This window comes from Nocardioides cremeus, from assembly GCF_030518195.1.
GTDB classification, from domain to species: domain Bacteria; phylum Actinomycetota; class Actinomycetes; order Propionibacteriales; family Nocardioidaceae; genus Nocardioides; species Nocardioides cremeus.
Genome location: NZ_JAULSC010000001.1, coordinates 567,357 through 594,055 on the forward strand (window position 1 = coordinate 567,357; position 26,699 = coordinate 594,055).

A 26,699-nucleotide genomic window follows, 5' to 3' on the forward strand; every position below is an offset into this window, starting at 1 on the left:
CGAACCTAGGGTCGAGCCCGTGGACCTGAGCGCACTGATCTTCGTCGCCCTCGCCGTGGCGTGGGCCGTCTACCTGGTCCCGAAGGCGCTCAAGCACCACGACGACGTGGTGCGCAGCCGTTCGGTCGACCGCTTCTCCCAGACCATGCGGGTGCTGGCCCGTCGCGAGCCGGTCACCCGCCGCTCGGCGCGCCTGGTGGTCACCCCGGGACGTGCCTCCGCGCCGCCGGTGGTGGTCACCAAGGCCAGCAGCGCCTCAGTCGGCAGCGAGCCCGCCCCGGGCCTGGACGCAGCACCTCCCGCGGCCAGCCTCGACGCCTCAGCCCTGCCGCCCGTGCGCACCCCGGCCCAGCGTCGCGCCGCGGCCAACCGGGCCGCGCGCCGGCGCCGTCGCGTGCTCGTCGCCCTGCTGGGCGCCCTGGCCGCGGTCGGCGTGCTGAGCATCGCCGGCCTGGTGAGCCCTGCCTACCTGGGTGTCCCGGGTGCCCTGCTGGTGGCCTGGCTGGTGACCTGCCGGTTGATGGTGCGCCGCGAGACCGGTCTCTCCGGCCCACTGGCGCGGATCCCTGCCGTGCCGGTCGAGGACGACGGAGCCGAGGCCGAGGCCGACGAGGACGACGCAGACGAGGCAGACGATGCGCCCGACGCAGCCGAGGACGTCGCCGACGACGAGCCGCAGACCGAGGAGGTGCCGGTCGTGCAGCCGCAGGTGGCCGTCGAGGCCCCCGCGGGCGGCTGGGACCCGGTGCCGATGACCCTGCCGACGTACGTCACGAAGCCGGCGGCCACGCGCCGCACGGTGCGCACGATCGACCTCGACTCCACCGGGGTCTGGACCTCGGGTCGCACCGAGATCGACGCCGCGCTCGCCCGCGAGGGCGACCAGGCCGACCGGGAGCGCCGGGCCCGCCGTGACCAGGGCGACGACGGACGCGCCGTCGGCACCTGAGCCCCTGGCTCCGGGGGTCCGGATTCGGCGCCGGCCGGGCCGGGTGCTAGCGTTCCTCGAGCGTCTTCGGGCGCGATGGGGCTGTGGCGCAGTTGGTAGCGCGTCTCGTTCGCAATGAGAAGGTCAGGGGTTCGAATCCCCTCAGCTCCACCACACGTCGTCCCCGCCACGCCGGCGGGGACCGACATCCTCCCAGGGCCCGATCCCCTCCCCGCCACGCCTCACCGGCGATTGCTAGGCTCGGCCGTCCCACGGGCATCGCCCCTGCTCAGTGCCGGGCTGGCTCGACTCGTGCGGAGATGCTCAGCCCGGCCGAGGAAGGGTCCGCGATGACACTGGTGTGGCTGCTGGTCGCTCTTGCGGCGGTTCCCGTCCTCGCGGTCCCGCTGACCGGGGCGCTGCAACGCCGAGCGGGATGGCCGCTGGCCCTGGCCTTCCTCGCCCTCGCGGCCGCGATGGTCCCGTCCGCGCGCGAGGTCCTCGACGGTGGCGAGGTCACCTGGACGGCCGCCTGGCTGCCCGCCCTCGACGTCGAGCTGGCGCTGCGCATGGACGGGCTCGGCCTGGTCTTCGTGATGATCGCCCTGCTCATCGGCGCAGCGGTCCTCGTCTACTCCGTGGAGTACCTCGGGGAGGGACGCCAGCTCGGCTTCTACCTGTGGATGACCGTCTTCGCCCTCGGCATGGTCGGGCTCGTCCTGGCCGACGACCTCGTCCTGCTGTTCGCGTGCTGGGAGATCACCTCCCTGGCCTCCTTCCTGCTGATCGCCCGGTCCGGTTCGGGGGCCGAGTCGGCGTCGGCTCGCACGCTGTTCATGACCTTCTTCGGTGGGCTCACCCTGCTGCTGGCCGTCGTGCTGATGGTGGTGGCCACCGGTACGACGTCGCTCTCGCAGGCGCTGGCCTCCGACGTGTGGACCGAGCGTCCCGGGTTCACCGCGGTGGTCGCGGTCCTGGTCGCCGTGGCCGGCTTCACCAAGGCCGCGCAGTTCCCCTTCCACCCCTGGCTGCCCGACGCGATGGCCGCCGCCACCCCGGTGAGCGCCTACCTGCACGCGGCCGCGGTGGTCAAGGCGGGCATCTACCTGATGCTGCGCTTCTCCGAGGCGTTCTCCGAGGTGCCGGTCTGGAACGCGCTGCTGATCAGCGTGGGCCTCTTCACCGCCGCGATGGCGGCGCTCTTCGCCTTCCAGCAGCACGACCTCAAGCGGCTGATGGCCTACTCGACGGTGAGCCAGCTGGGGCTGATCACCGCGGCCATCGGTGTCGGCACCGAGAAGGCGCTGACCGCCGCCGTGATCCACACGATCGCCCACGCGTTGTTCAAGTCCGGGCTCTTCATGATGGTCGGCGTCATCGATCACGCCGCCGGCACCCGCGACATCCGACGTCTGCCCGAGCTGCGACGGGTGATGCCGTGGAGCTTCGCGACCGTCGTCCTCGGCACCGCGAGCATGGCCGGGATCCCGCCGATGCTCGGCTTCGTGAGCAAGGAGACGATCCTCGGCTCGATGCTGGAGGCCCCCGGCCCCGCCTGGGTGGGGGTCCTCGCGCTGGCTGCCGCCGGGCTCGGGTCGGTCCTGACCGTCGCCTACAGCGCCAAGATCGTGCTGGGGGGATTCGTCGACGGGGAGCGGGCCAAGACCTGCCACGGTCCCAGCGCCGGGCTGTTCCTGCCCGCCGCGGCCCCGATCTGGGCCGGGCTGCCGCTCGGGCTCGCCGTGTGGGTCCTCGACGTCCCGGTCGAGCGCGCCGTCCAGGCGATGGGCGCGGAGTCGGCGTACGAGCTGAAGCTGTGGCACGGACTGGCTCCCGAGCTCTTCGTCAGCGCCGCCGTGATCGCGGTCGGCGCCGCGCTGATGACGCGGCGCCGGGCGCTCTACCGCAGGCTCGAGGTCGACCTGCTGCCCGGCACCGGCGCCGACGCGCTCGAGCGCATCTTCGCTGCCGCAGGCCACGTGGGCCGCAGGATCGCCTGGACGGTCGCCGCCGACCACCCGCGTCGCCACGTGGTCCCGCCGCTCGTCGTGCTGACCCTCGTCCTCGGGGTCGGCAGCCTCGCGGTCCTCGGCGTCGGCGACGTGCCCGCGACCCAGCCCGACCTGTGGCGGCCCATCGACGTCGGGCTGCTCGTCCTCATCGCGCTCGGTGTCGTCGCGACGTGCCTGGCCGACTCCCGGGTCGCCGCCACCGTCGCCCTCGGGGGCGTGGGGATCGCCGTCACCGTCCAGCTGTTCGCGCTGGGCGCGCCCGACGTGGGCCTGACCCAGCTGATGGTCGAGGTGCTGACCGTGGTGGTGATCATGCTGGTGCTGCGCCAGCTCCCGCGCCGCTTCGGGCGCTCGAACATCCGCCGTCGCGGCGGTGCTCTCGTCCTGGCCGGCGGCCTCGGCGTCGCCGCGGGCCTGGGCACCTGGCTGCTGACCGGTCGCCGGGAGCGCTCCGGGCCGGCCGAGTACTACCTCTCCGAGGGCACCGAGGTGACCGGCGGCGACAACCTGGTCAACGTCATCCTCGTCGAGTTCCGGGCCCTGGACACCCTGGGCGAGCTCGCCGTGCTGGGCCTGGCCGGCGTCGCCATCGTCGCCGTCCTGACCACCATCCCCCGGGCGGCTCTCGACCCGCCCGGCTGGACCGACCGGGCCGAGCGGATCCCGCTGCGACCCGTCGCAGCCCTGCGGGACCCGCAGGCCCGAGCCGCGCTGCTCGACGCGCAGAGCAACCTGCGCGCGCTGCAGCTGCTGCTCCGGGTGGTCGGACCCGTCCTGCTCGTGCTGTCGGCCGTCATCTTCTGGCGCGGCCACAACGCCCCCGGCGGTGGCTTCATCGCGGCCCTCGTCGCCTCCGTGGTCGTGGCCCAGGTCTACCTGGCGCGTCCCGAGGACCGGGCCGTCGGCCCCGCGCGGCTGCACCTCGCACTGATCGGCGGTGGCGTGCTGACCGCCCTGGCCAGCGGACTGCTGGGCTACGCCGACTCCTCGTTCCTGCAGCCGCTCTACGGCACGGTCGCCGGCACCAAGCTCAGCACCTCCCTGGTCTTCGACATCGGGGTCTACGCCGCGGTGCTCGGCCTGGTGATGGTGGCCTTCGACCGGCTCGGCGCCACGCCACCGGACGGTTCCGCCACCGAGCACACGACCGGTGGTCCCGGCATCCTGGAGGGTGCCGCCTCATCGCCGGCCACCACGGAGACCAAGGAGGAGATCGGGTGACCGTCCTGCCGATCACCATCGGGGTCCTGGTCGCCGGTGGCGTCTACCTGCTCTGCCAGCCGGGCCTGGTCCGCATCGTCTTCGGGATCACCCTGCTCTCGCACGGGGCCAACCTGGTGCTGCTCGCCTCCGGTGTCTCCGCCTGGCGCGGCGAGCCCCTGACCGGGGTGGGGGACCCGGCCGAGGCCGGCGACCCGCTGCCGATGGCCTTCGTGCTCACCGCCATCGTGATCACCCTCGCCGTCACCGTCTTCATGCTCGCGCTCGCCCGCATCGGCCACGACGACGACACCCGGCACGTGCCCGACACCGGAGAGGACCACCACGCATGACCGGCTCCCTCCTCCCGCTGCTCGTCGTCGTGCCGCTGCTCGGCGCCGCCCTGGGTGCGCTCGTCCCCGGGGCAGTCGCGCGGGCCCTGCTCGTGCTCGCCCCGGTGGTGACCACCGCCGGTGGCGCCGCCCTGCTCGTCGAGCACGCGCAGACCCCCGTGCTGGCCCACAACGTCGGCGGGTTCGTCCCCGGGATCGCCATCCCCCTGGTCTCCGACACCTTCACCGCCGTGATGATCACCGTCACCGGCTTCACGACCACCGCGTGCATCGGGTTCGCGCTCGTCACGGGGGAGGCCCGGCTCCGCTTCTTCCCGACCCTGGTGATGATGCTGTCCGCCGGGGTCAACGGTGCGCTGCTGACCGGCGACGTGTTCAACCTGTTCGTCTTCATCGAGGTGATGCTGCTCCCGTCGTACGCGCTGATCGCGATGACCGGGACGTGGCGGCGCCTCGGCATCGGGCGGCTCTTCGTGGTGGTCAACCTGGTCACGTCGACGATCCTGCTGATCGGCGTCGGCCTGGTGTACGGCGTCGCCGGCTCGGTGAACATGGCGGTCCTCTCGGGCGTGGACGCCGACGACCCGCGGTTCCAGCTGGCGGTGGGGGTGGTCCTCCTCGCGCTGGCGGTCAAGGCCGGCGTCGTTCCCCTGCACGGCTGGCTGCCCCGTGCCTACCCGGCCACCTCGGCCACCGTGATGGCGCTCTTCTCCGCCCTGCACACCAAGGTCGCGATCTACGCGATCTTCCGGATCCACCAGACCGTCCTCGACGGTGCCACCTCGTGGATGGTGCCGCTCCTGGTGGTCTTCGGCGTCACCATGCTCGTCGGTGCCTACGGTTCCCTCGGCGAGCGGATGGTGCGACGCAGCCTGGCCTGGCAGATGATCGCCGGCGTCGGCTACATCCTCATCGGGCTGGGGGTCGGGACCCAGCTCGGGCTCGCCGCCGGGCTGTTCTACATGGTCCACCACATCCTGGTGATGGGCTCGCTGCTGCTCAGCTCGGGAGCCATCGAGCGTGCCTACCTGACCCACCAGTTCCTCGGGCTCTCCGGGCTGATGCGCCGCGAGCCGCTGCTCGCGGTGGTCGTGGCGCTCGCGATGATGTCGCTGGTCGGCTTCCCGCCCTCGTCCGGGTTCTTCGGCAAGGTCGGCATCGCCCGCGCCGCCGCCGACCTCGAGGGTGCCTGGATCTGGCTGGTGCTCGGCGTCCTGGTCGTGGCCAGCATCGGCACCCTGCTGTCGATGACGAAGCTGTGGGGCGACGTCTTCTGGGGCCCGCCGCTGGAGGAGTCCCCGTCCCGGGGCAAGGGCCACACCGACCTGCCCCCCGTCGACGCCGAGACCCGGATGCAGAAGCGGAGCCTGGCCCCGGCCGGCGCGCTGCTGCTGGTCTCGCTCGCGATCTTCGTGGTGCCGGGGCCGTTGTGGGAGCTGTGCCTGCAGGCGGCCGAGGGCCTGCTCGACGTGACGGCGTACGTCGAGGCGGTGACCGCGCCATGACCCTCCTGCGCCTGGTCCTCCTCTACGCCCCCTGGCTGGTCTGGCAGCTGACCGTCTCCGTGCTGCGCCTGGCCGCCGACGTGGGCACCCCCGGCTCCACCCAGCGACCCAGGATCGTCAAGCTCGCGCTCGACGACCTCACCGACCTGGAGGTCACCTTGCTGACCAGCTCGATCACCATCACCCCCGGGACGCTCGTGCTCGGCGTGTCCCCGGCGGACGGCGATCAGCCGCCCGCGGCGTTCGTGCAGGCGCTCTTCGGCGAGGACGAGGAGGCCGTGCACGCCGACCTCGTCGGGATGCGCGCCCACGTGCTGGCCGCCACCCGCGGACGGGGCGCGCGATGAGCGTGCTCGTCGTGGCCGCCATCGTCGTGGTCGTCATCGCCTCGGCCCTCGGCACGGTGCAGATCCTGCGGGGTCCCGACGACGCGAGCCGCGCGGTCGCGGGCGACCTGCTCTTCTTCTGCGCGACGGCGGTGTTCGTCCTGGTCGGCGTGCTCGGCTCGATCCCGGTCCTGTACGACGTGGCCCTGCTCGCGGCGCTGTGCGGGATCCTCGCCACGGCGGCGTTCGCCCGGATGCTCACCCGGGGCGAGCGATGAGCGCCGGGGACGTCGGGGCGGTGGTGGCGGGACTGCTGATGCTGCTCGGCGCGCTGTTCTTCCTCGTCACGGCCCTGGGCATGCTGCGCTCGCGCGACGCCATCAGCCGGGTCAACAACCTCAGCCCCGCCACCGGCGCCGGCCTGCCGCTGGTCATCATCGGCGCGGCGGTGCACGACCTGTCCGCCGGCGACCTCACCGTCCTCGACGGCGTCAAGGCGGCCCTGGCGGTCGGCGCCGCACTGGTCGTGTCGTCGGTGGCGAGCAACATGCTGGGGCGGGCGGCGTACCGCAGCCAGACCGAGCTCGACCCCCGCACCGTGGGCAACGCCCTCGAGCCGTTCGAGGAGCTCGAAGGACACGAGCACGAGGACTAGCGCCTCCGCTCCGCCCGCCCGTGCAGCAAGCCCGCCCCGGCAGTGCCGGGGCGGGCTTCGTGGTGCTGTGGCGCGGCGAGCCGGGCGCCGGTCAGAGGCTGGTGGCGCTGTCCTCCGCCCAGCCACCGGGGCCACCGGGGCCACCGGGGCCGCCGTGCCCGCCGTGGCCGCCGCGTCGGCCGGGGCCCCGCAGCTCGCCGGACTCGGCGCGCCCGAGCACCTCGTCGGCCTCCTCCTGGGTCAGCTCGCCCGCCTCGACGGCCTCGGCGAGGCGCTCCTCCAGGCGCTCGAGGTGCTCGGTCTGCATCTCGGCGCGCAGGTCGGTCTGCACCTTCTCCAGTGCGGCCGCGACCTCGTCGGCGTCGAGGCCGAGCTCGGCGGCCAGGGCGTCGGCCAGGGCGGCCTGCATCTCGGCACGCCGGTCCTCGGCGTCCTCGGTGTCGTTGTCGTCGTCGGCTCCCTGTCCTGCGACCTGGGAGCCCTGGCTCTCGGTGTCCTGGGCCAGGGCCGGCACGGCCCAGGCGGCGAGCCCGGTGCCGGCGGTGGCGGCCAGGACGACCCCGGCGGTGAACGTTGCTGTGCGACGCATGTCGCTCCTCCTCGGTGCTGTGGGTGGGTCGGGACCAGCGTGCGGACCCGACCTGTCACCCGGCTCCGGCCGGCCTGTGAGGAACCTGGGTGTCCGCCCGTCGAGGGGCCGGGCGCCACGTGGCCAGGAGCGCGAGGGCCAGCAGCAGCTCGATGAGGTCGCCACCGAAGTACATCAACGAGCCGGCCGCCCGCATCTCCTGCGCCGGCTCGTCGACCCGCACCAGCACGCCGGCGTGCAGCAGCTGCGAGAGCGTGGCGTGCACGGCCACCGCGACGCCGAGCGCGACCAGCCGGGCCCGCACCGAGGCCCGCCCCGCCGCGGGGTCCGGCCCGGCGATCGCCCAGGTGAACAGCAGCCCGGCCGCGAGCAGGTGCACGTGCACCAGGGCGTGCACCAGGTCGTGGCGGGTGCTCAGCTCGTAGAGCGGGGTCAGGTAGAGCACCACCAGCCCGCCGCTGCTGAGCACCAGCGCGGGCACGGGGTGTGCCAGCACCCGCCCGACCGGTCCGTGCAGCAGCGGGCCCAGGCGTCGCGCGGCGCGGTGCGGCAGCCGGCGCAGCAGCAGCGTCGTGGGCGCCCCGAGCACGAGGAGCAGCGGGGCCAGCATCGCCAGCAGGAGGTGCTGGGCGGCGTGGCCGGCGAAGTCGCGGTCGGCCCAGGCGTCGACGTCCGGCGACAGGGCCAGGACGACCAGGGTGGTGCCGGCGAGGAACGACGCCGTACGCCGTGCCGGCCAGCCGCGCCGCTCCCGCTCGAGGGCCGCGCCCCAGGCGTAGGCCGTGCCCGCCAGGCCGGCCAGCAGCAGCGGCGCCCAGCCCAGCAGCTGCGCGACCAGGTCGATCACGGGTCGTCGTGGACCCGGGCGCCCCGCTGCAGCAGCCAGCCGCCGACGAGCAGCAGGGCGCCGAGCGCCAGGAAGCCCAGGTCCCACCAGGTCTGGTGCGGCCCGCTGCGCACGTGGTGGATGCCGAGCAGGTGGTGGTCGACGACGCCCTCGACGAGGTTGAAGAGGCCCCACCCGGCCAGCACCCAGCCCCACAGGGCCCGCGAGGTCCACACCCGCCCGCGCGAGTGCTGGATCCTGGAGTACAGCAGGGCCAGCCCGCCCAGGACGAGCAGCCAGGTGGCAGTGTGGAAGAAGCCGTCCCACAGCGTGTTGATCTCGAGGCCGTGGACGGTGGTGTCGGGGTAGTAGGGCACCCCGATGTTGTCGGTGTCGGTCGAGGTCAGCATGTGGTGCCACTGCAGGACCTGGTGGATCAGGATGCCGTCGACGAAGCCGCCGAGGCCGGCGCCGAGGAGCAGCCCGGGAGCGGTGAGGCTGGGCGCCCCGGCCCGGTCCTGCCCGCCTGCCCGGCCGACGGCGGGGGTGGGGGAGGTGCTGGAGGACATGGGGTCTCCTCTCGGGTCGGGTGCGCGCACAGGTACCCCCGGGGCCGGGACCCGAAACGGCAACCACCCGGACGGTCAGTCCCAGCCAGTCTCAGATCCGAGACGACGGGCCGGTCGTGGCTCTGGCGAGCGGCGGGTGCCGGTCGGAGCATGGAGGCATGCACCAGCACCAGAGCCACGAGCGCACCCCGCCGGCCACCAGCGTCCTCGGGGTCGGCCCGGTCACCCCCGAGCAGCTGCTGGCGGTGGCCCGCCACGGTGGCGGGGTCCGGCTCGGCGACGACGCCGTCGCCGCGATCGAGCGTGGCCGCGCGGTCGTCGAGGAGCTCGCCGCGGCCCCCACGCCGGCGTACGGCATCTCGACCGGCTTCGGGGCGCTGGCCACCCGGCACATCCCCACCGAGCTGCGCGCCCAGCTGCAGCGCTCGCTGGTGCGCTCGCACGCCGCCGGCTCCGGGCCCGAGGTCGAGACCGAGGTGACCCGCGGGCTGATGCTGCTGCGCCTCTCGACGCTGGCCACCGGCCACACCGGCATCCGGCTCGAGACGGCCCAGCTGCTCGCCGACCTGCTCACCCACCGGATCACCCCGGTCGTGCACGAGCACGGCTCGCTCGGCTGCTCCGGCGACCTGGCGCCGCTCTCGCACTGCGCCCTGGCGCTGATGGGGGAGGGGACGGTGCGCGACGCCGCCGGTGCGCTGGTGCCGGCCGCCGACGCGCTGGCCGCCGTGGGCCTGCGGCCGGTCGAGCTGGCCGCCAAGGAGGGGCTGGCGCTGATCAACGGCACCGACGGGATGCTGGCGATGCTGCTGATGGCCATCGCCGACCTGCGGGTGCTGCTGCGCACCGCCGACGTGGCCGCGGCGATGTCGGTCGAGGGCCAGCTCGGCACCGACCGGGTCTTCGCCGCCGACCTGCAGGCGCTGCGCCCGCACCCCGGGCAGGCCGCCTCGGCCGCCAACCTGGTGCGACTGCTGGAGGGCTCGGCGGTCGTCGCCTCGCACCGCGGGCCGGAGTGCCACCGCGTGCAGGACGCCTACTCGCTGCGCTGCTCGCCGCAGGTGCACGGCGCGGCCCGCGACACCCTCGAGCACTGCGACCTGGTCGCCTCGCGCGAGCTGGCCAGCGCCGTCGACAACCCCGTGGTGCTGGCCGCCGACGACGGGCAGGACGGGCAGGGCGGTCGGGTGGAGTCCAACGGCAACTTCCACGGGGCGCCGGTCGCCTACGCCCTCGACTTCCTGGCCATCGTCGCCGCCGACGTCGCCTCCATCAGCGAGCGACGCACCGACCGCTTCCTCGACAAGGCCCGCAACCACGGGCTGCCGCCGTTCCTGGCCCACGACCCCGGCGTCGACTCCGGGCTGATGATCGCGCAGTACACCCAGGCGGCCATCGTCTCGGAGATGAAGCGGCTGGCCGCGCCGGCCTCCGTCGACTCCATCCCCAGCAGCGCCATGCAGGAGGACCACGTCTCGATGGGCTGGTCGGCGGCGCGCAAGCTGCGCCGCGCCGTCGACGGGCTCACCCGGGTAGTGGCCATCGAGGTCCTCACCGCCGCCCGCGCCCTCGACCTGCGCGCCCCGCTGGCCCCCGCCCCGGCCACCGCCGCCGTCGTGGCGCTGCTGCGCGAGGCAGGGGTCGAGGGCCCCGGCCCCGACCGCCACCTGTCCCCGGAGATCGAGACCACCGTCGGCCTGGTCGCCTCCGGAGCCGTCCTGTCCGCCGTCGAGCACCAGATCGGAGCCCTCGCATGAGCGCCACCAACCCCCGCCTGCCGATCCACGCCGCCACCGGCACCGAGCTCTCGGCCCGTTCCTGGCAGACCGAGGCGCCGCTGCGGATGCTGATGAACAACCTCGACCCGGCCAACGCCGAGCGGCCCGAGGACCTCGTCGTCTACGGCGGCACCGGCAAGGCGGCGCGCAGCTGGGCGGCGTACGACGCCCTCGTGCGCAGCCTGCGCGACCTCGGCGACGACGAGACCCTGCTGGTGCAGTCGGGCAAGCCCGTCGGCGTGATGCGCACCCACGAGTGGGCGCCGCGCGTGCTGATCGCCAACTCCAACCTGGTCGGCGACTGGGCGAACTGGGAGGAGTTCCGCCGCCTGGAGGACCTCGGGCTGACCATGTACGGGCAGATGACCGCCGGCTCGTGGATCTACATCGGCACCCAGGGCATCCTGCAGGGCACCTTCGAGACCTTCGCCGCCGTCGCCGACAAGCGGTTCTCGGGGACCCTGGCCGGCACCATCACCCTCACCGCCGGGCTCGGCGGGATGGGCGGCGCGCAGCCGCTCGCGGTCACGATGAACGACGGGGTCGCGATCTGCGTCGAGTGCGACCCGGCCCGCATCGAGCGGCGCATCGAGCACCGCTACCTCGACGTGCGCGCCGAGTCCCTCGACCACGCCCTCGAGCTCGCGGTCGCCGCGCGCGACGAGCGCCGCCCGCTCTCGATCGGGGTGCTCGGCAACGCCGCGGAGGTGCTGCCCGAGCTGCTCGAGCGGGGCGCCCCGATCGACGTCGTCACCGACCAGACCTCCGCGCACGACCCGCTCTACTACCTGCCGGCCGGGGTGGCCTTCGAGGACTGGGAGCGTGAGCGCACCACCGACCCGGCCGGCTTCACGAAGGCCGCGCAGGCCTCGATGGCTGCGCACGTGCGGGCGATGGTCGGCTTCCAGGACGCCGGCGCCGAGGTCTTCGACTACGGCAACTCGATCCGCGACGAGGCCCGCAAGGGCGGCTACGACCGGGCCTTCGAGTTCCCCGGCTTCGTGCCCGCCTACATCCGCCCGCTCTTCTGCGAGGGCAAGGGCCCGTTCCGCTGGGCCGCGCTGTCGGGCGACCCCGCCGACATCGCCGCCACCGACCGCGCCATCCTCGAGCTCTTCCCGGCCCACGAGAAGCCGGAGTACGAGCGGCTGCACAAGTGGATCACGATGGCCGGCGAGCGGGTCTCCTTCCAGGGCCTGCCGGCGCGGATCTGCTGGCTGGGCTACGGCGAGCGGCACCGCGCCGGGCTGAAGTTCAACGAGATGGTCGCCTCGGGCGAGCTGAAGGCTCCGGTCGTCATCGGGCGCGACCACCTCGACTGCGGCTCGGTCGCCTCGCCCTACCGCGAGACCGAGGCGATGCTCGACGGCTCCGACGCGATCGCCGACTGGGCGCTGCTCAACGCGCTCGTCAACACCGCCTCCGGCGCCACCTGGGTCTCCATCCACCACGGCGGCGGCGTCGGGATGGGCCGCTCCATCCACGCCGGGCAGGTCTGCGTGGCCGACGGCACCGACCTGGCCGCCCAGAAGATCGAGCGGGTGCTGACCAACGACCCCGCCATGGGCGTGATCCGCCACGTCGACGCCGGCTACGAGCGCGCCGCCGAGGTGGCCGATGAGCGGGGGGTGGCTGTCCCGATGCGGGGCTGAGCCGGCCGTGCGGTTTCCCCGGGTACCCGGGGAAGCCGATCGAGTGACCCCCCAGGCTCGCCAGCGGGGGGCCAGGAGGTGCCTGGAGGGTCACTCGACCCTCTGTGTCTCAGGCCAGGATGGCGCGCCGGTGCTCGTGGGCCTGGCCGAAGAGCTGGCCCAGGGCGTGGGCGCGCTTGAAGACCAGCTGCGCGTCGTGCTCCCAGGTGATCGCGATGCCACCGTGCATCTGCACGGTCTCGGCCGCCACCTGCTCCAGCGCGTCGGAGCACCACGAGCCCGCGCTCGCCGCCAGCCGTGCGGCGTCGTCGCTGCCGACGGAGACGGCGTACGCCGCCGCCCAGGCGATCGACCGGGCGGTCTCGACGAGCACCAGCATGTCGGCCATCCGGTGCTTGAGCGCCTGGAAGGAGCCGATCGGGCGCCCGAACTGCACGCGTTCCTTGGCGTAGGCCACCGTCATGTCGAGCCCGCGCTGGGCGCCGCCGACCTGCAGCGCCGCGACGGCGGCGGTGCCGACCAGGTGGGCCCGGGCGAGCGCGGCGCCGGCGTCGGCGGCCACCGGCGTGGCCTCGACGCCGTCGAGCTCGAGGGTGGCCAGGCGCAGGGTGGTGTCCATGGCGGGCGTGCGGGTGCGGGTCAGGCCGGGCGCGGCGGGGTCGACCTCGAAGAGCCCGACCGAGTCCGGCCCGTCGGCGGTGCGGGCCGCGACCAGGAGCACCTCGGCGACGTCGCCGAGCAGCACCGGCCCGACCGTGCCGCTGAGCCGGGATCCGTCGGCGCGCACCGGCTCGGGGCGGCCGGGCCCGGTCAGACCGGCCCACGCCAGGGTGGCGACCTCGCCCGCGGCCACGCGCGGCAGCAGCCGGGCGCAGGCGTCGGCGGACCCGCCGGCCAGCAGCGTCTCGGAGACCACCAGCGTGGCCAGCAGCGGCGACGGCGCCAGCGAGCGGCCCAGCTCCTCGAGCACCACGCACGTCTCGAACGCCGAGAAGCCCGCGCCGTCGTGCTCCTCGGGCACCGCCAGTGCGGCGACCCCGACCTGCTCGCACAGCAGCTCCCACAGCGCCCGGTCGAAGCCCTCGTCGGAGTCGGCGGCGGCGCGCACGGCCGCGCTGTCGGCCCGCTTGGCCAGCAGCGCGCGCAGGGTCGAGGCCAGCTCGACCTGCTCCTCGCTCAGCGCCAGCTCCATCAGCCCGCCACCTCCGTGCGCTGCTCGCGCTCGGCCACCAGGGCGGCCAGCACCCGGTCGCGGTGGTAGGCCGTGGTGCCCCACGCGGCGACCAGTGCACGGACCTTGGTGATCCACAGGCTCAGGTCGAGCTCGAGGGTGTAGCCGACGGCGCCGTGCACCTGCAGCGCCACCCGCGCGGCGAGGTACGCCGCGTCGGCGGCGGCGAGCTTGGCCGCTGAGGCGTCGCGGCCGAAGGTCGCCGGGTCGGCCAGGGCCGCCCCGTGGACGAGCGGGCGGGCGAAGTCGAGCGCGATCCGCACGTCGGCCAGCTGGTGCTTGATCGCCTGGTATGACCCGATCTCCCGGCCGAACTGACGACGCTGCTTGACGTAGGCCACGGCGTCGTCGAGCAGCCGCTCGCCGGCGCCGAGCAGCTGCGCGGCGCATGCGAGCACGGCGGTGTCGAAGGCCCGGTCCAGGTCGCCGGTGCCCAGCCCGGTGTCCTGCCCGGTGTCCTGCCCGGTGCCGGTGGGCGTGACCGAGAAGAGTCGGCGGGTCCCGTCGACCGAGGTGTGCTGCTCGCCGACCTCCGCGCCGTGCAGCGCGCCGTCGACCACGACGTACCGGTGCTCGGCGAGGTCGGCGTCGAGGGCGTAGGGGACGTGGGGGGCGAGGGCGACGGTGCCGAGGCCACCCTCGGCGAGCGCCTCGACGACGGGGCCGGAGCCCAGTGCCACGGGCAGGTAGGCGACCGACTCGACCCAGGGGCCGGGGACGGCGTGCCGGCCGACCAGCTCGAGGGCCAGCACCAGCTCGACGGGGGTCGCGCCCATGCCGCCGTGCTCCTCGGGGACCAGCAGCGCGTGCACGCCCTGCTCGGCCAGGCGGCGCCACAGGTCCAGCCCGGCGGCGTGGTCGCCCTGGGCCCAGGAGCGGGCGGCGCCGACGCTGTCGGCGCCGGCCAGCAGTCGGCCCAGGGACGCGGTGAAGTCCTCCTGCTCGGAGGTGGGGACGAACCTCATCGACCTGCTCCCTTCGGCTCGCGCGGCAGGCCGAGGATGCGCTCGGCGACGATGTTGCGCTGGATCTCGTTGGTGCCGGCGTAGATCGGTCCGGACAGCGAGAAGAGGTAGCCGTCCAGCCACCGGGAGCCGACCTCGGATCCGGGGCCGAGCAGGTCGAGCGCCGTCTCGTGCAGCGCGATGTCGAGCTCGGACCAGAAGACCTTGTTCACCGACCCGGCGGCGCCCATCTCGCCGCCGCCGGCGAGGCGGGTGACGGTGCCCCAGGTGTAGAGCCGGTAGGCCTGGGCCCGGACCCAGGCGTCGACCACGCCGTGACCGGCCGAGGGCACCGCGTCACCGTGCTCGCGCCACAGGTCGACGAGCCGGTCGGCGGCGGCGCAGAAGCGGCCGGGGGAGCGCAGCGAGAGGCCGCGCTCGTTGCCGGCGGTGCTCATCGCGACCCGCCAGCCGTCCCCGGGCGCGCCCAGCACGTCGGCGTCGGGGACGAAGACGTCGGAGAGGAAGATCTCGGCGAAGCCGGGCTCGCCGTCGAGCTGGGCGATCGGTCGCACCGTGACGCCCTCGGCGTCGAGCGGGAAGAGGAAGTAGGTCAGTCCCGAGTGCCGCTGCGCCTGCGGGTCGGAGCGGAAGAGCCCGAAGCCCCAGTCGGCGTACGCCGCGCGCGAGGACCAGGTCTTCTGGCCGTTGAGGACCCACCCGCCCCGGGCCTCGTCGCGGCGCGCGGTCGAGGTCAGCGACGCCAGGTCGGAGCCGGCCTCGGGCTCGGACCACGCCTGCGCCCAGATCTTCTCGCCGCTGGCCATCGAGGGCAGGAAGCGCTGCTGCTGCTCGGGGGTGCCGTGGTCGAAGATGATCGGGGCGAGCAGGAAGATCCCGTTCTGGGAGACCCGGCCGGGCGCGCCGGCGCGGTAGTACTCCTCCTCGAAGACCACCCACTCGACCAGCGAGGCGCCTCGGCCACCGAGCTCCTCGGGCCACGAGACGACCGACCAGCGGGCCTCGGCGAGGCGGGCCTCCCACTCCTGGTGGGCGCGGAAGCCGGCCTCGGTGTCCATCGAGGGCAGCGGGGTGGTGGGCACGTTGGCGCTCAACCACGCCCGCGCCTCGGCCTGGAAGGCCAGCTCGTCGGGGCGCAGCGTCAGGTCCATCAGTCGTCCTTCGTGGTCGCGCGGGCCCGCAGCTCGGGCTTGAGCACCTTGTGGGAGGCGTTGCGGGGCAGGTCGGGGACCAGCTCGACGTGGCGCGGCACCTTGAAGTTGGCGATCCGGTCGCGCAGGAACGCGACCACCTGCTCTTGGGTCAGGTCGGCGCCCTCGCGCTGGATGACGAACGCCTTGCCGACCTCGCCCATCCGCTCGTCGGGCACGCCGACGACCGCGGACTCGACCACGCCGTCGAGGCGGGCCAGGGCGGCCTCGACCTCGGCTGGGTAGACGTTGAAGCCGCCGGAGACGTACATGTCCTTGAGCCGGTCGGTGATGCGCATGTTGCCCTCGGCGTCGACGGTGCCGACGTCACCGGTGTGCAGCCAGCCGTCGGGGTCGATCGCCTCGGCGGTGGCCACCGGGTCGTCGAGGTAGCCCTGCATCACCATCGCCCCGCGCAGCTGGATCTCGCCGGCGGAACCCGCCTCGCAGACCTCGCCGGTGGCCGGGTCGACCACCCGCATCTCGAGGCCCTCGACGGCGCGGCCGTTGGTGGTGGCGATCACCTCGTCGGGGTCGCCGGGGCGGCACATCGTGGCGACCACGCACTCGGTCATGCCGAAGGCGGGGATCACCAGCTCGAAGGTGAGCTCGCCGAGCATCCGCTCGATGAGGCGCGGCGGGATGCTGGCCGAGCCCATGTTGGCCAGGCGCAGCGACGAGGTGTCGGTGGTCGCGAAGGCGGGCGACTCCAGCAGCGAGTGGAAGATCGTGGGGGCGCCGGGCACGATCGTGAGCCGCTCGCGCTGGATCGTCGCGAGAGCCTCCTCGGCGTCGAAGGTCGCCATCGGGTGGAGCGCGCAGCCGCTGACCAGGCTCGCCACGATGCCGACCTTGTAGCCGTAGGAGTGGAAGAACGGGCTGATCACCAGGTAGCGGTCCTGCTCGGTGACCCGGCAGGTCCGCGTCCACACCCGGGCCGCGGCCAGCGTCTGCCCGTGGGTGCTCAGCACGCCCTTGGAGCGCCCGGTGGTGCCGGAGGTGAAGAGGATGTCGGCGATGTCGTCGGGCCGCACGGCGTCGGCGACCGCGTCGATGTCCTCGACCGCCGCGCCGAGGTCGCCCAGCGACGAGAACGCGGTCGTGCCGTCCGCCGTGGTGTCGCCGATGCCCACGACGGCGGCGACGCGGTCCAGCCCGGGCAGGGCGTGGCCCCCGGCGTCGCCCCTGGTGCCGCGCTCGGCCGCGGCCGCGCGCAGCTCGGCGACCTGGCTGCGGCCCAGGAACCCGTCGGCCACCACGCACAGCCGGGCCCCGGAGCGCTCGACGACGTCGGCGACCTCCTCGCCCCTGTAGCGGGTGTTGACCGGCACCAGCACGCCGCCGGCGTACGAGACCGCGAGCCCGGCCACGACCCACTCCCAGGAGTTGGGTGCCCACAGGCACACGGTGTCACCGGGCACGAGGCCCAGGGCGACGTAGCCGCGTGCGGTGTCGCGCACGGCGGCGTGCAGGTCGCGGAAGGAGAGCGTGGTGTCGCCGTCGACCACCGCAGGCAGGTCGGCGTGCGCTGTCGCGGCCGCCCGCAGGGCTGCGGGCAGGGTCTCTGGCTGGGGCACCGGTGCACCTTTCGTGGTCAACCAAACAAGTGCTTGGTAGGCTAGCGTAGCGCCTGACCGTCGAGAGGAACACCATGGACCTGACCTACTCCGCCGCGGAGGAGTCCTTCCGCGCCGAGGTGCGCTCCTGGTTGCAGGACCACCTCGCCGGCGACTTCGCCGGGCTCAAGGGGCTCGGCGGTCCGGGTCGCGACCACGAGGCGCACGACGAGCGGCTGGCCTGGAACCGGCACCTCGCCGCCCACGGCTGGACAGCGCTGGGCTGGCCGGAGGAGCACGGCGGGCGGGGCCTGAGCCTGATGCAGCAGGTGATCTTCCACGAGGAGTACGCCCGCGCCGACGCCCCCGCCCGCGTCAACCACCTCGGCGAGGAGCTGCTCGGGCCCACCCTGATCGCCTTCGGCACCGAGGAGCAGAAGAAGCGCTTCCTGCCGCCGATCGTCGCGGTCGAGGAGCTGTGGTGCCAGGGCTACTCCGAGCCCGGCGCCGGCTCCGACCTCGCGGCCGTGCAGACCAGGGCCCGCCTCGAGGGCGACCAGTGGGTCGTCGACGGCCAGAAGGTCTGGACGTCGCTGGCGCACCTGTCGCAGTGGTGCTTCGTCATCGCCCGCACCGAGCCGGGCTCGCAGCGCCACCAGGGGCTCTCCTTCCTGATGGTGCCGCTCGACCAGGAGGGCGTCGAGGTGCGCCCGATCGAGCAGATCACCGGCGGCTCGGAGTTCAACGAGGTCTTCTTCACCGGTGCCCGCACCGACGCGAGCATGGTGGTCGGCGAGCCCGGCCAGGGCTGGGGCGTGGCGATGGGCCTGCTCGGCTTCGAGCGCGGCGTCTCGACGCTCGGCCAGCAGGTCGGCTTCGCCCGCGAGCTCGAGACCGTCGTCGAGCGGGCCCGCGCCAACGGCTCCTACGACGACCCGGTGCTGCGCGACCGGATCGCCCGCGCCACCGTCGAGCTCGAGGTGATGCGGGTCAACGCGCTGCGCGGGCTCTCCGCGGTCACCGCCGGCTCCGACTCCGCCGCCGGCGGCGGCGCGGCCTCGATCGCCAAGCTCGTCTGGGCCGGCTGGCACCGCCGGCTCGGCGAGCTGGCCATGCAGGTCGCCGGCGCCGACGGGCTGACCGCGCGCGGAGCGGCGTACGACCTCGACCCGCACCAACGGCTCTTCCTCTTCAGTCGCGCCGACACGATCTACGGCGGCAGCGACGAGGTGCAGCGCACCATCCTCGCCGAGCGCGTGCTCGGCCTGCCCCGCGAACCCCGACCCACGAACCAGGGAGCCCGATGACCGCCGAACGCCCCGAGCAGCCCGTCCCCGACTACGTGCCCGGCCACGACCTGCTGGCCGGCAAGGTCGTGGTGGTCACCGCTGCGGCCGGCGCCGGCATCGGCGCCGCGGTCGTGCGCCGCGTCCTCGAGGAGGGCGCCCGGGCCGTCGTCTTCAGCGACACCCACGCGCGGCGGCTGGCCGAGGCCGAGGAGGCGCTGGCCGCCGAGTTCGGCGCCGACCGGGTGCGCCAGCAGGTCTGCGACGTCACTGACGAGGCCCAGGTCGCCGCGCTGCTCGACGTCGCCGACGAGCTCGGCGGCGTCGACGTGATGATCAACAACGCCGGGCTGGGCGGCACCGCGTCGGTGCTCGAGATGACCGACGAGCAGTGGAGCCGGGTCCTCGACATCACCCTGACCGGCACCTTCCGCTGCGTGCGGGCCGCGGGCCAGCGGATGGCCGCCGCCGGCACGAAGGGCGTCATCGTCAACAACGCCTCGGTGATCGGCTGGCGCGCCCAGGAGGGCCAGGCCCACTACGCCGCCGCCAAGGCCGGGGTGATGGCGCTGACCCGCTGCTCGGCGATCGACCTGGCCCCGCACGGCATCCGCGTCAACGCCGTCTCGCCGAGCCTGGCGATGCACCCGTTCCTGGCCAAGGTCACCTCCGACGAGCTGCTCCACGAGCTCAAGCAGCGTGAGGCCTTCGGTCGCGCCGCCGAGCCGTGGGAGGTCGCCAACGTGATGGTCTTCCTGGCCAGCGACTACGCCTCCTACATGACCGGCGAGGTCGTCGCCGTCAGCAGCCAGCAGGCCTAGGAGACTGGGTCCATGAGCACCGAGCCGACCGCGCCCACCCGTCGTACCGAGCTGCTGGGCATCGCGGCGGGCCTCTTCGCCGAGAAGGGCTTCAAGAACACCACGGTCCGCGACATCGCCGAGGCCTCCGGCATCCTCTCGGGCAGCCTCTACCACCACTTCGACTCCAAGGAGTCGATGGTCGACGAGATCCTCTCCACCTTCCAGGAGGAGCTCTTCGCGGCGTACGACGCGGTGCTGGCCAGCGACGTCGACGCGCGCACCAAGATCGACCGGGCCGTGCGCCTGTCCTTCCAGGCCATCGACCAGCACCCGCACGAGGTCGCGATCTTCCAGAACGACGCCGGCTACCTCGGTGGCTTCGAGCGCTTCGGCTACCTCGCCGAGCGCAACGCGCAGTCGCGCGAGGTGTGGGTCAGCCTGCTCACCGAGGGCGTGCGGAGCGGAGCGCTGCGCCACGACCTCGACATCGAGCTGACCTACCGGTTCATCCGCGACACGGTCTGGGTCGCGGTCAAGTGGTACCGCCCCGGTGGCCGGCACAGCCACGTCGAGATCGCCGACCAGTACCTCACCATCCTGCTCGACGGGATCTCCACCGACCCGCAGTCACCGTCCCCCCGCGAAAGGCCCTGACATGCCCGAGTCCTACATCATCGACGCCGTCCGCACCCCGGTCGGCAAGCGTGGCGGAGCCCTGGCCGGCGTGCACTCCGCCGACCTGGCCGCGCACTCGCTCGCCGCGCTGGTGCGGCGTACGGGCATCGACGCGGGCGCCGTCGACGACGTGGTCCTCGGCTGCTGCGACACCATCGGCTCGCAGGCCGGCGACGTGGCCCGCACGGCCTGGCTGGTGGCGGGCCTGCCCGACCACGTGCCGGGCGTGACCATCGACCGCCAGTGCGGCTCCTCGCAGCAGGCCGTGCACTTCGCCGCGCAGGGCGTCATGTCGGGCACCCAGGACCTGGTGGTCGCCGGCGGCGTGCAGAACATGTCGGCGATCCCGATCTCGGCGGCGATGCTGGCCGGGCAGCACTACGGCTTCTCCACCCCCTTCGCCGAGAGCCCCGGCTGGCAGGCGCGGTACGGCGACCAGGAGGTCAGCCAGTTCCGCTCGGCCGAGATGATCGCGGAGAAATGGGACATCAGCCGCGAGGAGATGGAGCGCTTCGCGCTGGCCTCCCACGAGCGGGCGCGCACCGCCATCGCCGAGGGCCGGTTCAAGGACGAGATCGAGCCCGTGACGCTGCCCGACGGCACCGTCGTCGACACCGACCAGTGCCCCCGCGAGACCTCGCTGGAGAAGATGGCCGGCCTCGAGCCGCTGGCTCCCGGCGGACGGATCACCGCGGCGGTGGCCTCGCAGATCTGCGACGGCTCGGCGGCGCTGCTGCTGGCCTCCGAGGCCGCCGTGGCCGAGCACTCCCTGACGCCCCGCGCCCGGGTGCACCACCTCTCGGTGCGCGGCGACGATCCGGTGTGGATGCTCACCGGTCCGATCCGCGCCACCGAGCACGCGCTCGCGCGCACGGGTCTCTCGATCGACGACATCGACCTCTTCGAGTGCAACGAGGCCTTCGCCTCGGTGGTGCTGGCCTGGATGAAGGAGACCGGCGCCCCGCACGACAAGGTCAACGTCAACGGCGGTGGCATCGCCCTGGGCCACCCCATCGGCGCCACCGGCGCCCGGCTGATGACCACGATGCTGGGCGAGCTCGAGCGCACCGGCGGTCGCTACGCCCTGCAGACCATGTGCGAAGGCGGCGGCCAGGCCAACGTCACCATCATCGAGCGCCTCTGACCCCAGACGGCAACGCCGACCCGGCCGGTTCGAACCGGCCGGGTCGGCGCTGTCGTGGTCTCAGGTGAGGTGGGTGGCGGTGCGGCGCAGGCAGGCGGCCGCCTCGGTGACGACGCGGTCGACGAGCTCCTCGCAGGTCGGCAGGTCGTCGAGGACGCCGACGACCTGGCCGGAGGCGAGCACGCCCGCGGTCGTGTCGCCGTCGACGAGGCCGGCCTTGAGCATGGTGGGGGTGTTGGCGGCCAGGGTCATCTGGGCCAGCGTGCGGCCCTGCGTCCTCTTCATCGCGCGCCCGTCCCTGGCCAGGTCTAGCCACGACATGCCGCTGGTGCGCTTGAACTCCAGCGTGCGGCGCACCGTGGGGGCCAGGCGCTTGACGGCGCTGGTCTCCTCGATCTCCTCCACCAGTGGGGTGCGCAGCATCCGGTGCGGCATCCCGTCGACCTTGGCGGTCACCACGGTGCCGTTGACGTCGTGGGAGAGGTAGAGCTCCTTGACCGCCTGCGGCACCGCGCTGTCGGCGGTGAGCAGGAAGCGGGTGCCCATCCCGATGCCGGCCGCGCCGTAGCCCAGCGCGGCCGCGAGACCGCGTCCGTCGAAGAAGCCACCGGCCGCGACGACGGGGATGTCGACCGCGTCGAGGACGCTGGGCAGCAGGAGGGTGGTGGGCACCGAGCCGGTGTGCCCGCCGCCCTCGCCGCCCTGGATCATCACCGCGTCGGCGCCCCAGGAGGCCACCTTCTCGGCGTGCCGGGGCAGCCCGACCGACGGCATCACCACGATGCCGTGGTCCTTGAGCTTCTTGATCAGGTCCTGCTTGGGCGCCAGCGCGAAGGAGGCCACCTTGACGCCGTGCTGGATGAGGAGGTCGCAGCGGTCGGCGGCGTCGCCCGCGTCGGCGCGCAGGTTGACGCCGTAGGGCTGGTCGGTGCGGCCCTTGACCTCGACGATCGCCCGGTCGAGCTCCTCGTAGGTCATCGTCGCGCTGGCCAGGATGCCCAGACCCCCGGCGTTGGCGGTGCCGCTGACCAGCCGCGGGCCCGCGACCCAGCCCATGCCGGTCTGCACGACGGGGTGGCGTACGCCGACCAGCTCGGTCAGCGCGGTGCGCAGCTGCTGCTCGATCACGACGTCGCCTCCGGGGAGACCGGCTTGACCTCGCGGTCGCGCAGGGTCCTGGGGTCGATCACCTCGCGGATCAAGGTGAGCTCCTCGGTCGTGGGGGAGCGGGTCTCGGGCACGTCGGCGTCGACCTCGAGCGCGAAGCCGGTGGCCTCGCGCACCTCGGCGACGGTGACGCCCGGGTGCACCGAGAGCAGCCGCACGGTGTCACCGGCCCCCTTGACGTCGAGGACCGCCAGGTTGGTGACGATGCGGTGGATGTCGTTGTACTTCGACGCCCCGGCACCTGCCGCCTTCGCGTTCCTGGGCCCCACCCCGGAGACGATGTCGACCTGCTCGACGAAGACCCGCGGCGAGTGCTTGGGCACCCAGTACGACGTCCGGTTGTTCACCGTGTTGCCCGGCGCGCCGCGCACGCCGAGGAGCTGGCGCGTCGGCTGTGCGAAGTCGCCGATGGCCGAGATGTTCTGGTTGCCGTGCCGGTCGACCTGGGTGGCGCCCATCATCACGTGCCGCTTGCCGTGGGCGACCACGTCGAAGACCTTCGGGAAGGGGATCCAGCCCTCGACCACGTCGCCCTTGGCGAACAGCGGGGGCACCCCGGCCAGGAACAGAGACTCGGAGTCGGAGATGACCAGGTCGGGGTTCGAGGTCAGCTTGGCCAGCCGGACCCCGAGCATCGGCAGCATGCCCATGGGGCTTGCGAAGATCTCGCCGTCGTCGCGGAACGCGTCGGCGATGGCTGCGGCGCAGACCTCGGCGCGGGAAAAAGCGCTCACTTCTCCTCCTCCTGGGCGAAGGCCTGCACGGCGGCCTGGTAGGCGTCCTCGTCACCGGCGAGGAAGCGCTGCTCGAAGGCGTCCCACTCCTCGTCGGAGCCGGACGCCGCGGCGACGTAGGCCTTCTGGAATTTCTCGTCCCGCTCGTAGTCGGGGGTGCACGTGGTGAAGTGGGCGCCGTTCGGCGTCTCGACGACGCCGCTGACCATCATCCGGCTCAGCAGCAGCCGCTGGACCGGGGTGTCGACGGTCAGGCCGGCGGTGTCGATGACCTGCTCGACCGACACGTACGCCTGGTCGGCGGCCATGCAGAACAGGTCGTCGAAGTACGGGTCGGGCCCCAGGTACGTCGCGTTGCCGTGCCTGTCGGCCCGGTTCAGGTGGACCAGGGCGACGTCGAGGTGCAGCGCGGGGACGGCCACCAGTTCCTCGTGCACGCCGTCGGCGTCGGCGTACGGGCTGGTGACGGTGCGGATGTCGGGGTTGTTGACCAGCACGTCGGAGCCGAGGCCGGCGCGCATCGGCAGGAACGGCAGCCGTTGCGCAGCGGCGCGCAGGCCGGTCTGGAACATGCCCTCGTCGAGCTCGACGACCTCCGCGATCTCCTTGCCCTGGCGGGCGCGCTGGAAGTTGGGCTCGAGCGGCACGGTGTCGAGGGAGACGAACGCATAGACCAGCTTGCGCACCTTGCCGGCGCGCACCAGCAGGCCGACGTCGGCGCCGCCGTAGCTGACGATCGTGAGGTCCGTGAGGTCCGAGCGCAGGATCGCGCGGACCATGGCCATCGGCTTGCGCCGCGGCCCCCATCCGCCGATCCCGATGGTCATGCCGTCGCGCAGCTGGGCGACCACCTCGTCGATGGTCATGCGCTTGTCGCGGGGTCCTCTGCTGGTGGAGGTCACTGGTGTCCCTTCCCTGCCTTGTCGGTGCCTGCGAACCCGTCGCGGAGCTCGTCGGCCACCCCGGCGAGGTTGAGCTCCATCGTGAAGCCCTGCTCGAACCGGTAGCTCTTGTTGACGTCGACGGGGTCGATCCCGTTGAGGGCCTCCTTGGCCGCCCGGATGACCCGGGTGTCCTTCGCCGCGATCTCACCGGCCACCTGCAGTGCGGCCGCGTCGAGCTCGTCGCGCGGCACGACCTCGAGGACCGAGCCGAACTGCACGAGGTCGGCGGCCTTGATGGTGCGGGCGGTGAAGTAGAGGGTGCGCATCATGTGCTGCGGCACCAGCCGCGCCATGTGGGTCGCGGCGCCGAGCGCGCCCTGGTTCACCTCGGGGACCCCGAAGTAGGCGTCCTCGCTGGCCACGATGCAGTCGGCGTTGCCGACCAGGCCGACCCCACCACCGAGGCAGTGGCCGTGCACGGCTGCCACGACGGGCACCGCGCACTCGTAGACGGCCTTGAAGGCCGCGTAGCAGCCCTTGTTGGCGCCGATGAGTGCGTCGAAGCCGGTGGTGTGCTGCATCTCCTTGATGTCGACGCCGGCGTTGAAGCCGCGCCCCTCGGCGCGCAGCACCACCACGTGCGTGTCCATGTCGCGGCTCGCCTCGTCGAGGGCCGCGGCGACGTCGTACCAGCCCTGCACCGTCAGTGCGTTGACCGGTGGGTGCTCCATGGTGACGACGCGGACGCCGTCGTCACGGAGCTCGGAGGTGATGCTCATGGAGTGCCTCTCCTGCAGACGACCTAGCATTTGCTTGGTACCCTAACACTTGCTTGGTCCGCCCGCCCCCGACCGAAGGACCCCCATGAGCGTCACCATCGACCTGACCGACCGGGTCGTCCTGGTCACCGGCGGCAGCAAGGGCATCGGCCGCGCCATCGCCGAGGCGTACGTCGCCGCCGGCGCCCGGGTGGTCACCTGCGCCCGCTCCGAGGCCGAGGCGCTGCCCGGCACCCGCCACGTGACCTGCGACGTGCGCGACCCCGACGCGGTCGTCGCGATGGTCGAGGACGTCGCGGGCACCGAGGGCCGCCTCGACGTGGCCGTCAACAACGCCGGCGGGGCGCCGTACGCCCTGGCCGCCGACGCCTCGCCGCGCTTCCACGCCAAGGTGCTGGACCTCAACTTCTCGGGGCCGCTGGTCGTCGCCCAGGCCGCCAACCGGGTCATGCAGGGCCAGGACGGCGGCGGCGCGATCGTCAACATCTCCTCCATCAGCGCGCTGCGACCCTCGCCCGGCACGGCCGTGTACGGCGCCGCCAAGGCCGGCCTCGACTCGCTGACCACCTCGTTGGCGATGGAGTGGGCGCCCCGGGTCCGCCTCAACAGCATCAACGTCGGGCTGTGCCGCACCGAGCTGACCGGTGACCACTACGGCGGCGACGCCCAGGTGGCGGCCATCGAGGCCACCATCCCGCTGGGCAGGATGGCCCGGCCCGACGAGGTCGCCTCGGTCGCGCTCTTCCTCGGCTCCGACCTCGCGTCCTACGTCAGCGGCGCCAGCGTGGCCTGCCACGGCGGCGGCGAGCCGCCGGTCTTCCTCAGCGCCGTCCAGCACGCCTGAGCCTCCCCGAACAGTCCGATCCCCAGACCCCAGGAGCACCCCGTGACAAAGATCCTCGACGGACGCGTCGCCATCGTGACCGGAGCCGGCCGCGGCATCGGCCGCGCCCACGCCCTCGAGCTCGCCGCCCAGGGCGCCGCGGTCGTCGTCAACGACTTCGGCGTCTCCCTGTCCGGGGAGGGCGACGGCGACACCCCGGCCGACCAGGTCGTCGCCGAGATCGAGGCGGCCGGTGGACGGGCGGTCGCCAACGGCGCCGACGTCGCCGACTTCGCGCAGGCCGAGGCGATGGTCCGCCAGGCCATCGACACCTTCGGAGGCCTCGACATCCTGGTGAACAACGCCGGCTTCGTGCGCGACCGGATGCTGGTCAACACCTCCGAGGAGGAGTGGGACGCGGTGGTGCGGGTGCACCTCAAGGGCCACTTCGCGCCGCTGCGCCACGCGGGGGCCTACTGGCGGGCCGAGGCCAAGGAGGGCCGCCAGCGAGCCGCGCGGGTCATCAACACCTCGTCGGGCGCCGGCCTGCAGGGCTCGATCGGTCAGACCACGTACTCCGCAGCCAAGGCCGGCATCGCCGGGATGACCCTGGTCGCGGCCGCCGAGATGGGCCGGTACGGCGTCACCGTCAACGCCATCGCCCCGGTCGCCCGGACCCGGATGACCGAGGGCGCCTTCGACACCTCCGCGATGCCCGAGCCGGGCGACAACTCGCCGGTGGTCGCGTGGCTGGCCTCCGAGGAGGCCGGCGACGTCACCGGTCGGGTCATCGAGATCGAGGGCGGCAAGGTCACCGTCGAGAACGGCTGGACCCACGGCCCTGCCGAGGACCTGGGCCGGCGCTGGGAGAGCGCCGAGGTGGGGGAGCGGCTGCGCGCGCTGCTCGCCCAGGCGCCCGCGCCCGAGAAGGTCTACGGCGCATGAGCGGCGACGCGTACGACGTGCCCGCGGGCCGGGTCGAGCGCCCGCGCTCGCAGGTCGACGCGGCGACCGTGGCCGCGGCGGGCGAGCGGCTCGTGCGGGCGCTGGCCACCACCACCCCCTGCGC

General features: G+C 73.4%; 26 protein-coding genes and 1 tRNA gene. 16 read left to right on the forward strand and 11 right to left on the reverse strand.

Annotated elements, in window-relative coordinates; all coding sequences use genetic code 11:
* Window positions 1-19: 19 nt before the first annotated feature.
* The 8 genes from sepX (at window position 20) to QWJ41_RS02790 (ending at window position 6,979) form a co-directional block, all read left to right on the forward strand.
* Window positions 20-949, forward strand: a complete 930-nt coding sequence (sepX, locus tag QWJ41_RS02755) for a divisome protein SepX/GlpR (RefSeq protein ID WP_302705634.1) — start codon at window positions 20-22, stop codon at window positions 947-949.
* A gap of 77 nt (window positions 950-1,026) precedes the next feature.
* Window positions 1,027-1,102, forward strand: a tRNA-Ala gene (locus tag QWJ41_RS02760).
* 176 nt (window positions 1,103-1,278) lie between these two features.
* Complete coding sequence (locus QWJ41_RS02765) at window positions 1,279-4,161, forward strand: DUF4040 family protein (protein WP_302705635.1); 2,883 nt, start codon at window positions 1,279-1,281, stop codon at window positions 4,159-4,161.
* On the forward strand, window positions 4,158-4,493 hold the full coding sequence (locus tag QWJ41_RS02770; protein WP_302705636.1) for a sodium:proton antiporter: 336 nt from the start codon (window positions 4,158-4,160) through the stop codon (window positions 4,491-4,493). Before QWJ41_RS02765 ends, QWJ41_RS02770 begins: the two co-directional genes overlap by 4 nt.
* Window positions 4,490-5,998 (forward strand): monovalent cation/H+ antiporter subunit D family protein, encoded by a 1,509-nt coding sequence (locus QWJ41_RS02775; protein ID WP_302705637.1) that lies wholly within the window; start codon window positions 4,490-4,492, stop codon window positions 5,996-5,998. Before QWJ41_RS02770 ends, QWJ41_RS02775 begins: the two co-directional genes overlap by 4 nt.
* Window positions 5,995-6,345 (forward strand): Na+/H+ antiporter subunit E, encoded by a 351-nt coding sequence (locus tag QWJ41_RS02780; protein ID WP_302705638.1) that lies wholly within the window; start codon window positions 5,995-5,997, stop codon window positions 6,343-6,345. Before QWJ41_RS02775 ends, QWJ41_RS02780 begins: the two co-directional genes overlap by 4 nt.
* Window positions 6,342-6,602, forward strand: coding sequence for an MrpF/PhaF family protein (locus tag QWJ41_RS02785; RefSeq protein ID WP_302705639.1), 261 nt, complete (start codon window positions 6,342-6,344; stop codon window positions 6,600-6,602). The genes QWJ41_RS02780 and QWJ41_RS02785 overlap by 4 nt, the downstream gene beginning before the upstream one ends.
* A complete protein-coding gene (locus QWJ41_RS02790; protein ID WP_302705640.1) occupies window positions 6,599-6,979 on the forward strand; it encodes a monovalent cation/H(+) antiporter subunit G in 381 nt (126 codons plus the stop codon). Before QWJ41_RS02785 ends, QWJ41_RS02790 begins: the two co-directional genes overlap by 4 nt.
* Window positions 6,980-7,070: 91 nt before the next feature.
* Here QWJ41_RS02790 and QWJ41_RS02795 read toward each other — a convergent pair whose 3' ends face one another.
* Genes QWJ41_RS02795 through QWJ41_RS02805 form a run of 3 tightly spaced genes read right to left on the reverse strand, consistent with a single transcriptional unit; the run spans window position 7,071 to window position 8,963 of the window.
* Window positions 7,071-7,568: a hypothetical protein gene (locus QWJ41_RS02795; RefSeq protein WP_302705641.1), complete on the reverse strand. Its 498-nt coding sequence runs from the start codon at window positions 7,566-7,568 to the stop codon at window positions 7,071-7,073.
* Between the two features lie 55 nt (window positions 7,569-7,623).
* Window positions 7,624-8,415 (reverse strand): cytochrome c oxidase assembly protein, encoded by a 792-nt coding sequence (locus QWJ41_RS02800; RefSeq protein WP_302705642.1) that lies wholly within the window; start codon window positions 8,413-8,415, stop codon window positions 7,624-7,626.
* Window positions 8,412-8,963, reverse strand: coding sequence for a DUF2243 domain-containing protein (locus tag QWJ41_RS02805; protein WP_302705643.1), 552 nt, complete (start codon window positions 8,961-8,963; stop codon window positions 8,412-8,414). The genes QWJ41_RS02800 and QWJ41_RS02805 overlap by 4 nt, the downstream gene beginning before the upstream one ends.
* Window positions 8,964-9,121: 158 nt before the next feature.
* On the opposite strand from QWJ41_RS02805, the gene hutH reads away from it, so the two are divergent.
* Both hutH and hutU read left to right on the forward strand, forming a co-directional pair.
* Window positions 9,122-10,720 (forward strand): histidine ammonia-lyase, encoded by a 1,599-nt coding sequence (gene hutH / locus QWJ41_RS02810; protein ID WP_302705644.1) that lies wholly within the window; start codon window positions 9,122-9,124, stop codon window positions 10,718-10,720.
* Entirely contained in the window at window positions 10,717-12,393 is a 1,677-nt protein-coding gene (gene hutU / locus QWJ41_RS02815) for a urocanate hydratase (protein ID WP_302705645.1), read from the forward strand. The genes hutH and hutU overlap by 4 nt, the downstream gene beginning before the upstream one ends.
* Before the next feature lie 109 nt (window positions 12,394-12,502).
* On the opposite strand, the gene QWJ41_RS02820 is transcribed toward hutU, so the two are convergent.
* From QWJ41_RS02820 to QWJ41_RS02835, 4 genes are read right to left on the reverse strand one after another with little or no spacing between them, the layout of a single operon-like run.
* Window positions 12,503-13,585: an acyl-CoA dehydrogenase family protein gene (locus QWJ41_RS02820; protein ID WP_302705646.1), complete on the reverse strand. Its 1,083-nt coding sequence runs from the start codon at window positions 13,583-13,585 to the stop codon at window positions 12,503-12,505.
* Window positions 13,585-14,589: an acyl-CoA dehydrogenase family protein gene (locus QWJ41_RS02825; RefSeq protein WP_302705647.1), complete on the reverse strand. Its 1,005-nt coding sequence runs from the start codon at window positions 14,587-14,589 to the stop codon at window positions 13,585-13,587. Before QWJ41_RS02825 ends, QWJ41_RS02820 begins: the two co-directional genes overlap by 1 nt.
* A complete protein-coding gene (locus tag QWJ41_RS02830; protein ID WP_302705648.1) occupies window positions 14,586-15,740 on the reverse strand; it encodes an acyl-CoA dehydrogenase family protein in 1,155 nt (384 codons plus the stop codon). Before QWJ41_RS02830 ends, QWJ41_RS02825 begins: the two co-directional genes overlap by 4 nt.
* Window positions 15,740-17,356 carry an AMP-binding protein gene (locus QWJ41_RS02835; RefSeq protein ID WP_302705649.1) on the reverse strand — a complete coding sequence of 539 codons (1,617 nt, stop codon included), beginning with the start codon at window positions 17,354-17,356 and terminating at the stop codon, window positions 15,740-15,742. Before QWJ41_RS02835 ends, QWJ41_RS02830 begins: the two co-directional genes overlap by 1 nt.
* A gap of 74 nt (window positions 17,357-17,430) precedes the next feature.
* Here QWJ41_RS02835 and QWJ41_RS02840 point away from each other — a divergent pair, with 74 nt between their 5' ends.
* The 4 genes from QWJ41_RS02840 to QWJ41_RS02855 are packed head-to-tail and all read left to right on the forward strand — an operon-like array spanning window position 17,431 to window position 21,243.
* On the forward strand, window positions 17,431-18,642 hold the full coding sequence (locus QWJ41_RS02840; protein WP_302705650.1) for an acyl-CoA dehydrogenase family protein: 1,212 nt from the start codon (window positions 17,431-17,433) through the stop codon (window positions 18,640-18,642).
* A complete protein-coding gene (locus QWJ41_RS02845; protein ID WP_302705651.1) occupies window positions 18,639-19,442 on the forward strand; it encodes an SDR family oxidoreductase in 804 nt (267 codons plus the stop codon). The genes QWJ41_RS02840 and QWJ41_RS02845 overlap by 4 nt, the downstream gene beginning before the upstream one ends.
* Before the next feature lie 12 nt (window positions 19,443-19,454).
* Window positions 19,455-20,078, forward strand: a complete 624-nt coding sequence (locus QWJ41_RS02850) for a TetR/AcrR family transcriptional regulator (protein ID WP_302705652.1) — start codon at window positions 19,455-19,457, stop codon at window positions 20,076-20,078.
* A 1-nt stretch (window position 20,079) separates the two neighbouring features.
* Window positions 20,080-21,243, forward strand: coding sequence for an acetyl-CoA C-acetyltransferase (locus QWJ41_RS02855; protein WP_302705653.1), 1,164 nt, complete (start codon window positions 20,080-20,082; stop codon window positions 21,241-21,243).
* Between the two features lie 60 nt (window positions 21,244-21,303).
* Here the strand turns inward: QWJ41_RS02855 and QWJ41_RS02860 are convergent, their stop codons facing one another.
* Genes QWJ41_RS02860 through QWJ41_RS02875 form a run of 4 tightly spaced genes read right to left on the reverse strand, consistent with a single transcriptional unit; the run spans window position 21,304 to window position 24,807 of the window.
* On the reverse strand, window positions 21,304-22,371 hold the full coding sequence (locus QWJ41_RS02860) for an NAD(P)H-dependent flavin oxidoreductase (RefSeq protein ID WP_302705654.1): 1,068 nt from the start codon (window positions 22,369-22,371) through the stop codon (window positions 21,304-21,306).
* Window positions 22,368-23,144, reverse strand: coding sequence for a CoA-transferase subunit beta (locus QWJ41_RS02865; protein WP_302705655.1), 777 nt, complete (start codon window positions 23,142-23,144; stop codon window positions 22,368-22,370). Before QWJ41_RS02865 ends, QWJ41_RS02860 begins: the two co-directional genes overlap by 4 nt.
* Window positions 23,141-24,010 carry a CoA transferase subunit A gene (locus QWJ41_RS02870; protein WP_302705656.1) on the reverse strand — a complete coding sequence of 290 codons (870 nt, stop codon included), beginning with the start codon at window positions 24,008-24,010 and terminating at the stop codon, window positions 23,141-23,143. The genes QWJ41_RS02865 and QWJ41_RS02870 overlap by 4 nt, the downstream gene beginning before the upstream one ends.
* Window positions 24,011-24,042: 32 nt before the next feature.
* Complete coding sequence (locus tag QWJ41_RS02875; protein ID WP_302705657.1) at window positions 24,043-24,807, reverse strand: enoyl-CoA hydratase family protein; 765 nt, start codon at window positions 24,805-24,807, stop codon at window positions 24,043-24,045.
* 85 nt (window positions 24,808-24,892) lie between these two features.
* Between QWJ41_RS02875 and QWJ41_RS02880 the strand changes: the two genes are divergently transcribed.
* Entirely contained in the window at window positions 24,893-25,651 is a 759-nt protein-coding gene (locus tag QWJ41_RS02880; protein WP_302705658.1) for an SDR family oxidoreductase, read from the forward strand.
* Window positions 25,652-25,693: 42 nt separating this feature from the next.
* Window positions 25,694-26,575, forward strand: coding sequence for an SDR family oxidoreductase (locus QWJ41_RS02885; RefSeq protein ID WP_302705659.1), 882 nt, complete (start codon window positions 25,694-25,696; stop codon window positions 26,573-26,575).
* The last annotated feature ends 124 nt before the right edge of the window (window positions 26,576-26,699 follow it).

What these genes read in the sequence shown, in the direction of transcription:
- QWJ41_RS02780 (WP_302705638.1), top strand. Translation starts at nt 5,995, where the DNA reads ATGACCCTCCTGCGCCTGGTCCTCCTCTACGCCCCCTGGCTGGTCTGG.
- QWJ41_RS02825 (WP_302705647.1), bottom strand. Translation starts at nt 14,589, where the DNA reads ATGAGGTTCGTCCCCACCTCCGAGCAGGAGGACTTCACCGCGTCCCTG.
- QWJ41_RS02855 (WP_302705653.1), top strand. Translation starts at nt 20,080, where the DNA reads ATGCCCGAGTCCTACATCATCGACGCCGTCCGCACCCCGGTCGGCAAG.
- QWJ41_RS02820 (WP_302705646.1), bottom strand. Translation starts at nt 13,585, where the DNA reads ATGGAGCTGGCGCTGAGCGAGGAGCAGGTCGAGCTGGCCTCGACCCTG.
- QWJ41_RS02830 (WP_302705648.1), bottom strand. Translation starts at nt 15,740, where the DNA reads ATGGACCTGACGCTGCGCCCCGACGAGCTGGCCTTCCAGGCCGAGGCG.
- QWJ41_RS02840 (WP_302705650.1), top strand. Translation starts at nt 17,431, where the DNA reads ATGGACCTGACCTACTCCGCCGCGGAGGAGTCCTTCCGCGCCGAGGTG.
- QWJ41_RS02870 (WP_302705656.1), bottom strand. Translation starts at nt 24,010, where the DNA reads ATGACCATCGACGAGGTGGTCGCCCAGCTGCGCGACGGCATGACCATC.
- QWJ41_RS02795 (WP_302705641.1), bottom strand. Translation starts at nt 7,568, where the DNA reads ATGCGTCGCACAGCAACGTTCACCGCCGGGGTCGTCCTGGCCGCCACC.
- QWJ41_RS02775 (WP_302705637.1), top strand. Translation starts at nt 4,490, where the DNA reads ATGACCGGCTCCCTCCTCCCGCTGCTCGTCGTCGTGCCGCTGCTCGGC.
- QWJ41_RS02845 (WP_302705651.1), top strand. Translation starts at nt 18,639, where the DNA reads ATGACCGCCGAACGCCCCGAGCAGCCCGTCCCCGACTACGTGCCCGGC.
- QWJ41_RS02805 (WP_302705643.1), bottom strand. Translation starts at nt 8,963, where the DNA reads ATGTCCTCCAGCACCTCCCCCACCCCCGCCGTCGGCCGGGCAGGCGGG.
- QWJ41_RS02875 (WP_302705657.1), bottom strand. Translation starts at nt 24,807, where the DNA reads ATGAGCATCACCTCCGAGCTCCGTGACGACGGCGTCCGCGTCGTCACC.
- QWJ41_RS02850 (WP_302705652.1), top strand. Translation starts at nt 19,455, where the DNA reads ATGAGCACCGAGCCGACCGCGCCCACCCGTCGTACCGAGCTGCTGGGC.
- hutH (WP_302705644.1), top strand. Translation starts at nt 9,122, where the DNA reads ATGCACCAGCACCAGAGCCACGAGCGCACCCCGCCGGCCACCAGCGTC.
- QWJ41_RS02880 (WP_302705658.1), top strand. Translation starts at nt 24,893, where the DNA reads ATGAGCGTCACCATCGACCTGACCGACCGGGTCGTCCTGGTCACCGGC.
- hutU (WP_302705645.1), top strand. Translation starts at nt 10,717, where the DNA reads ATGAGCGCCACCAACCCCCGCCTGCCGATCCACGCCGCCACCGGCACC.
- QWJ41_RS02765 (WP_302705635.1), top strand. Translation starts at nt 1,279, where the DNA reads ATGACACTGGTGTGGCTGCTGGTCGCTCTTGCGGCGGTTCCCGTCCTC.
- QWJ41_RS02785 (WP_302705639.1), top strand. Translation starts at nt 6,342, where the DNA reads ATGAGCGTGCTCGTCGTGGCCGCCATCGTCGTGGTCGTCATCGCCTCG.
- QWJ41_RS02790 (WP_302705640.1), top strand. Translation starts at nt 6,599, where the DNA reads ATGAGCGCCGGGGACGTCGGGGCGGTGGTGGCGGGACTGCTGATGCTG.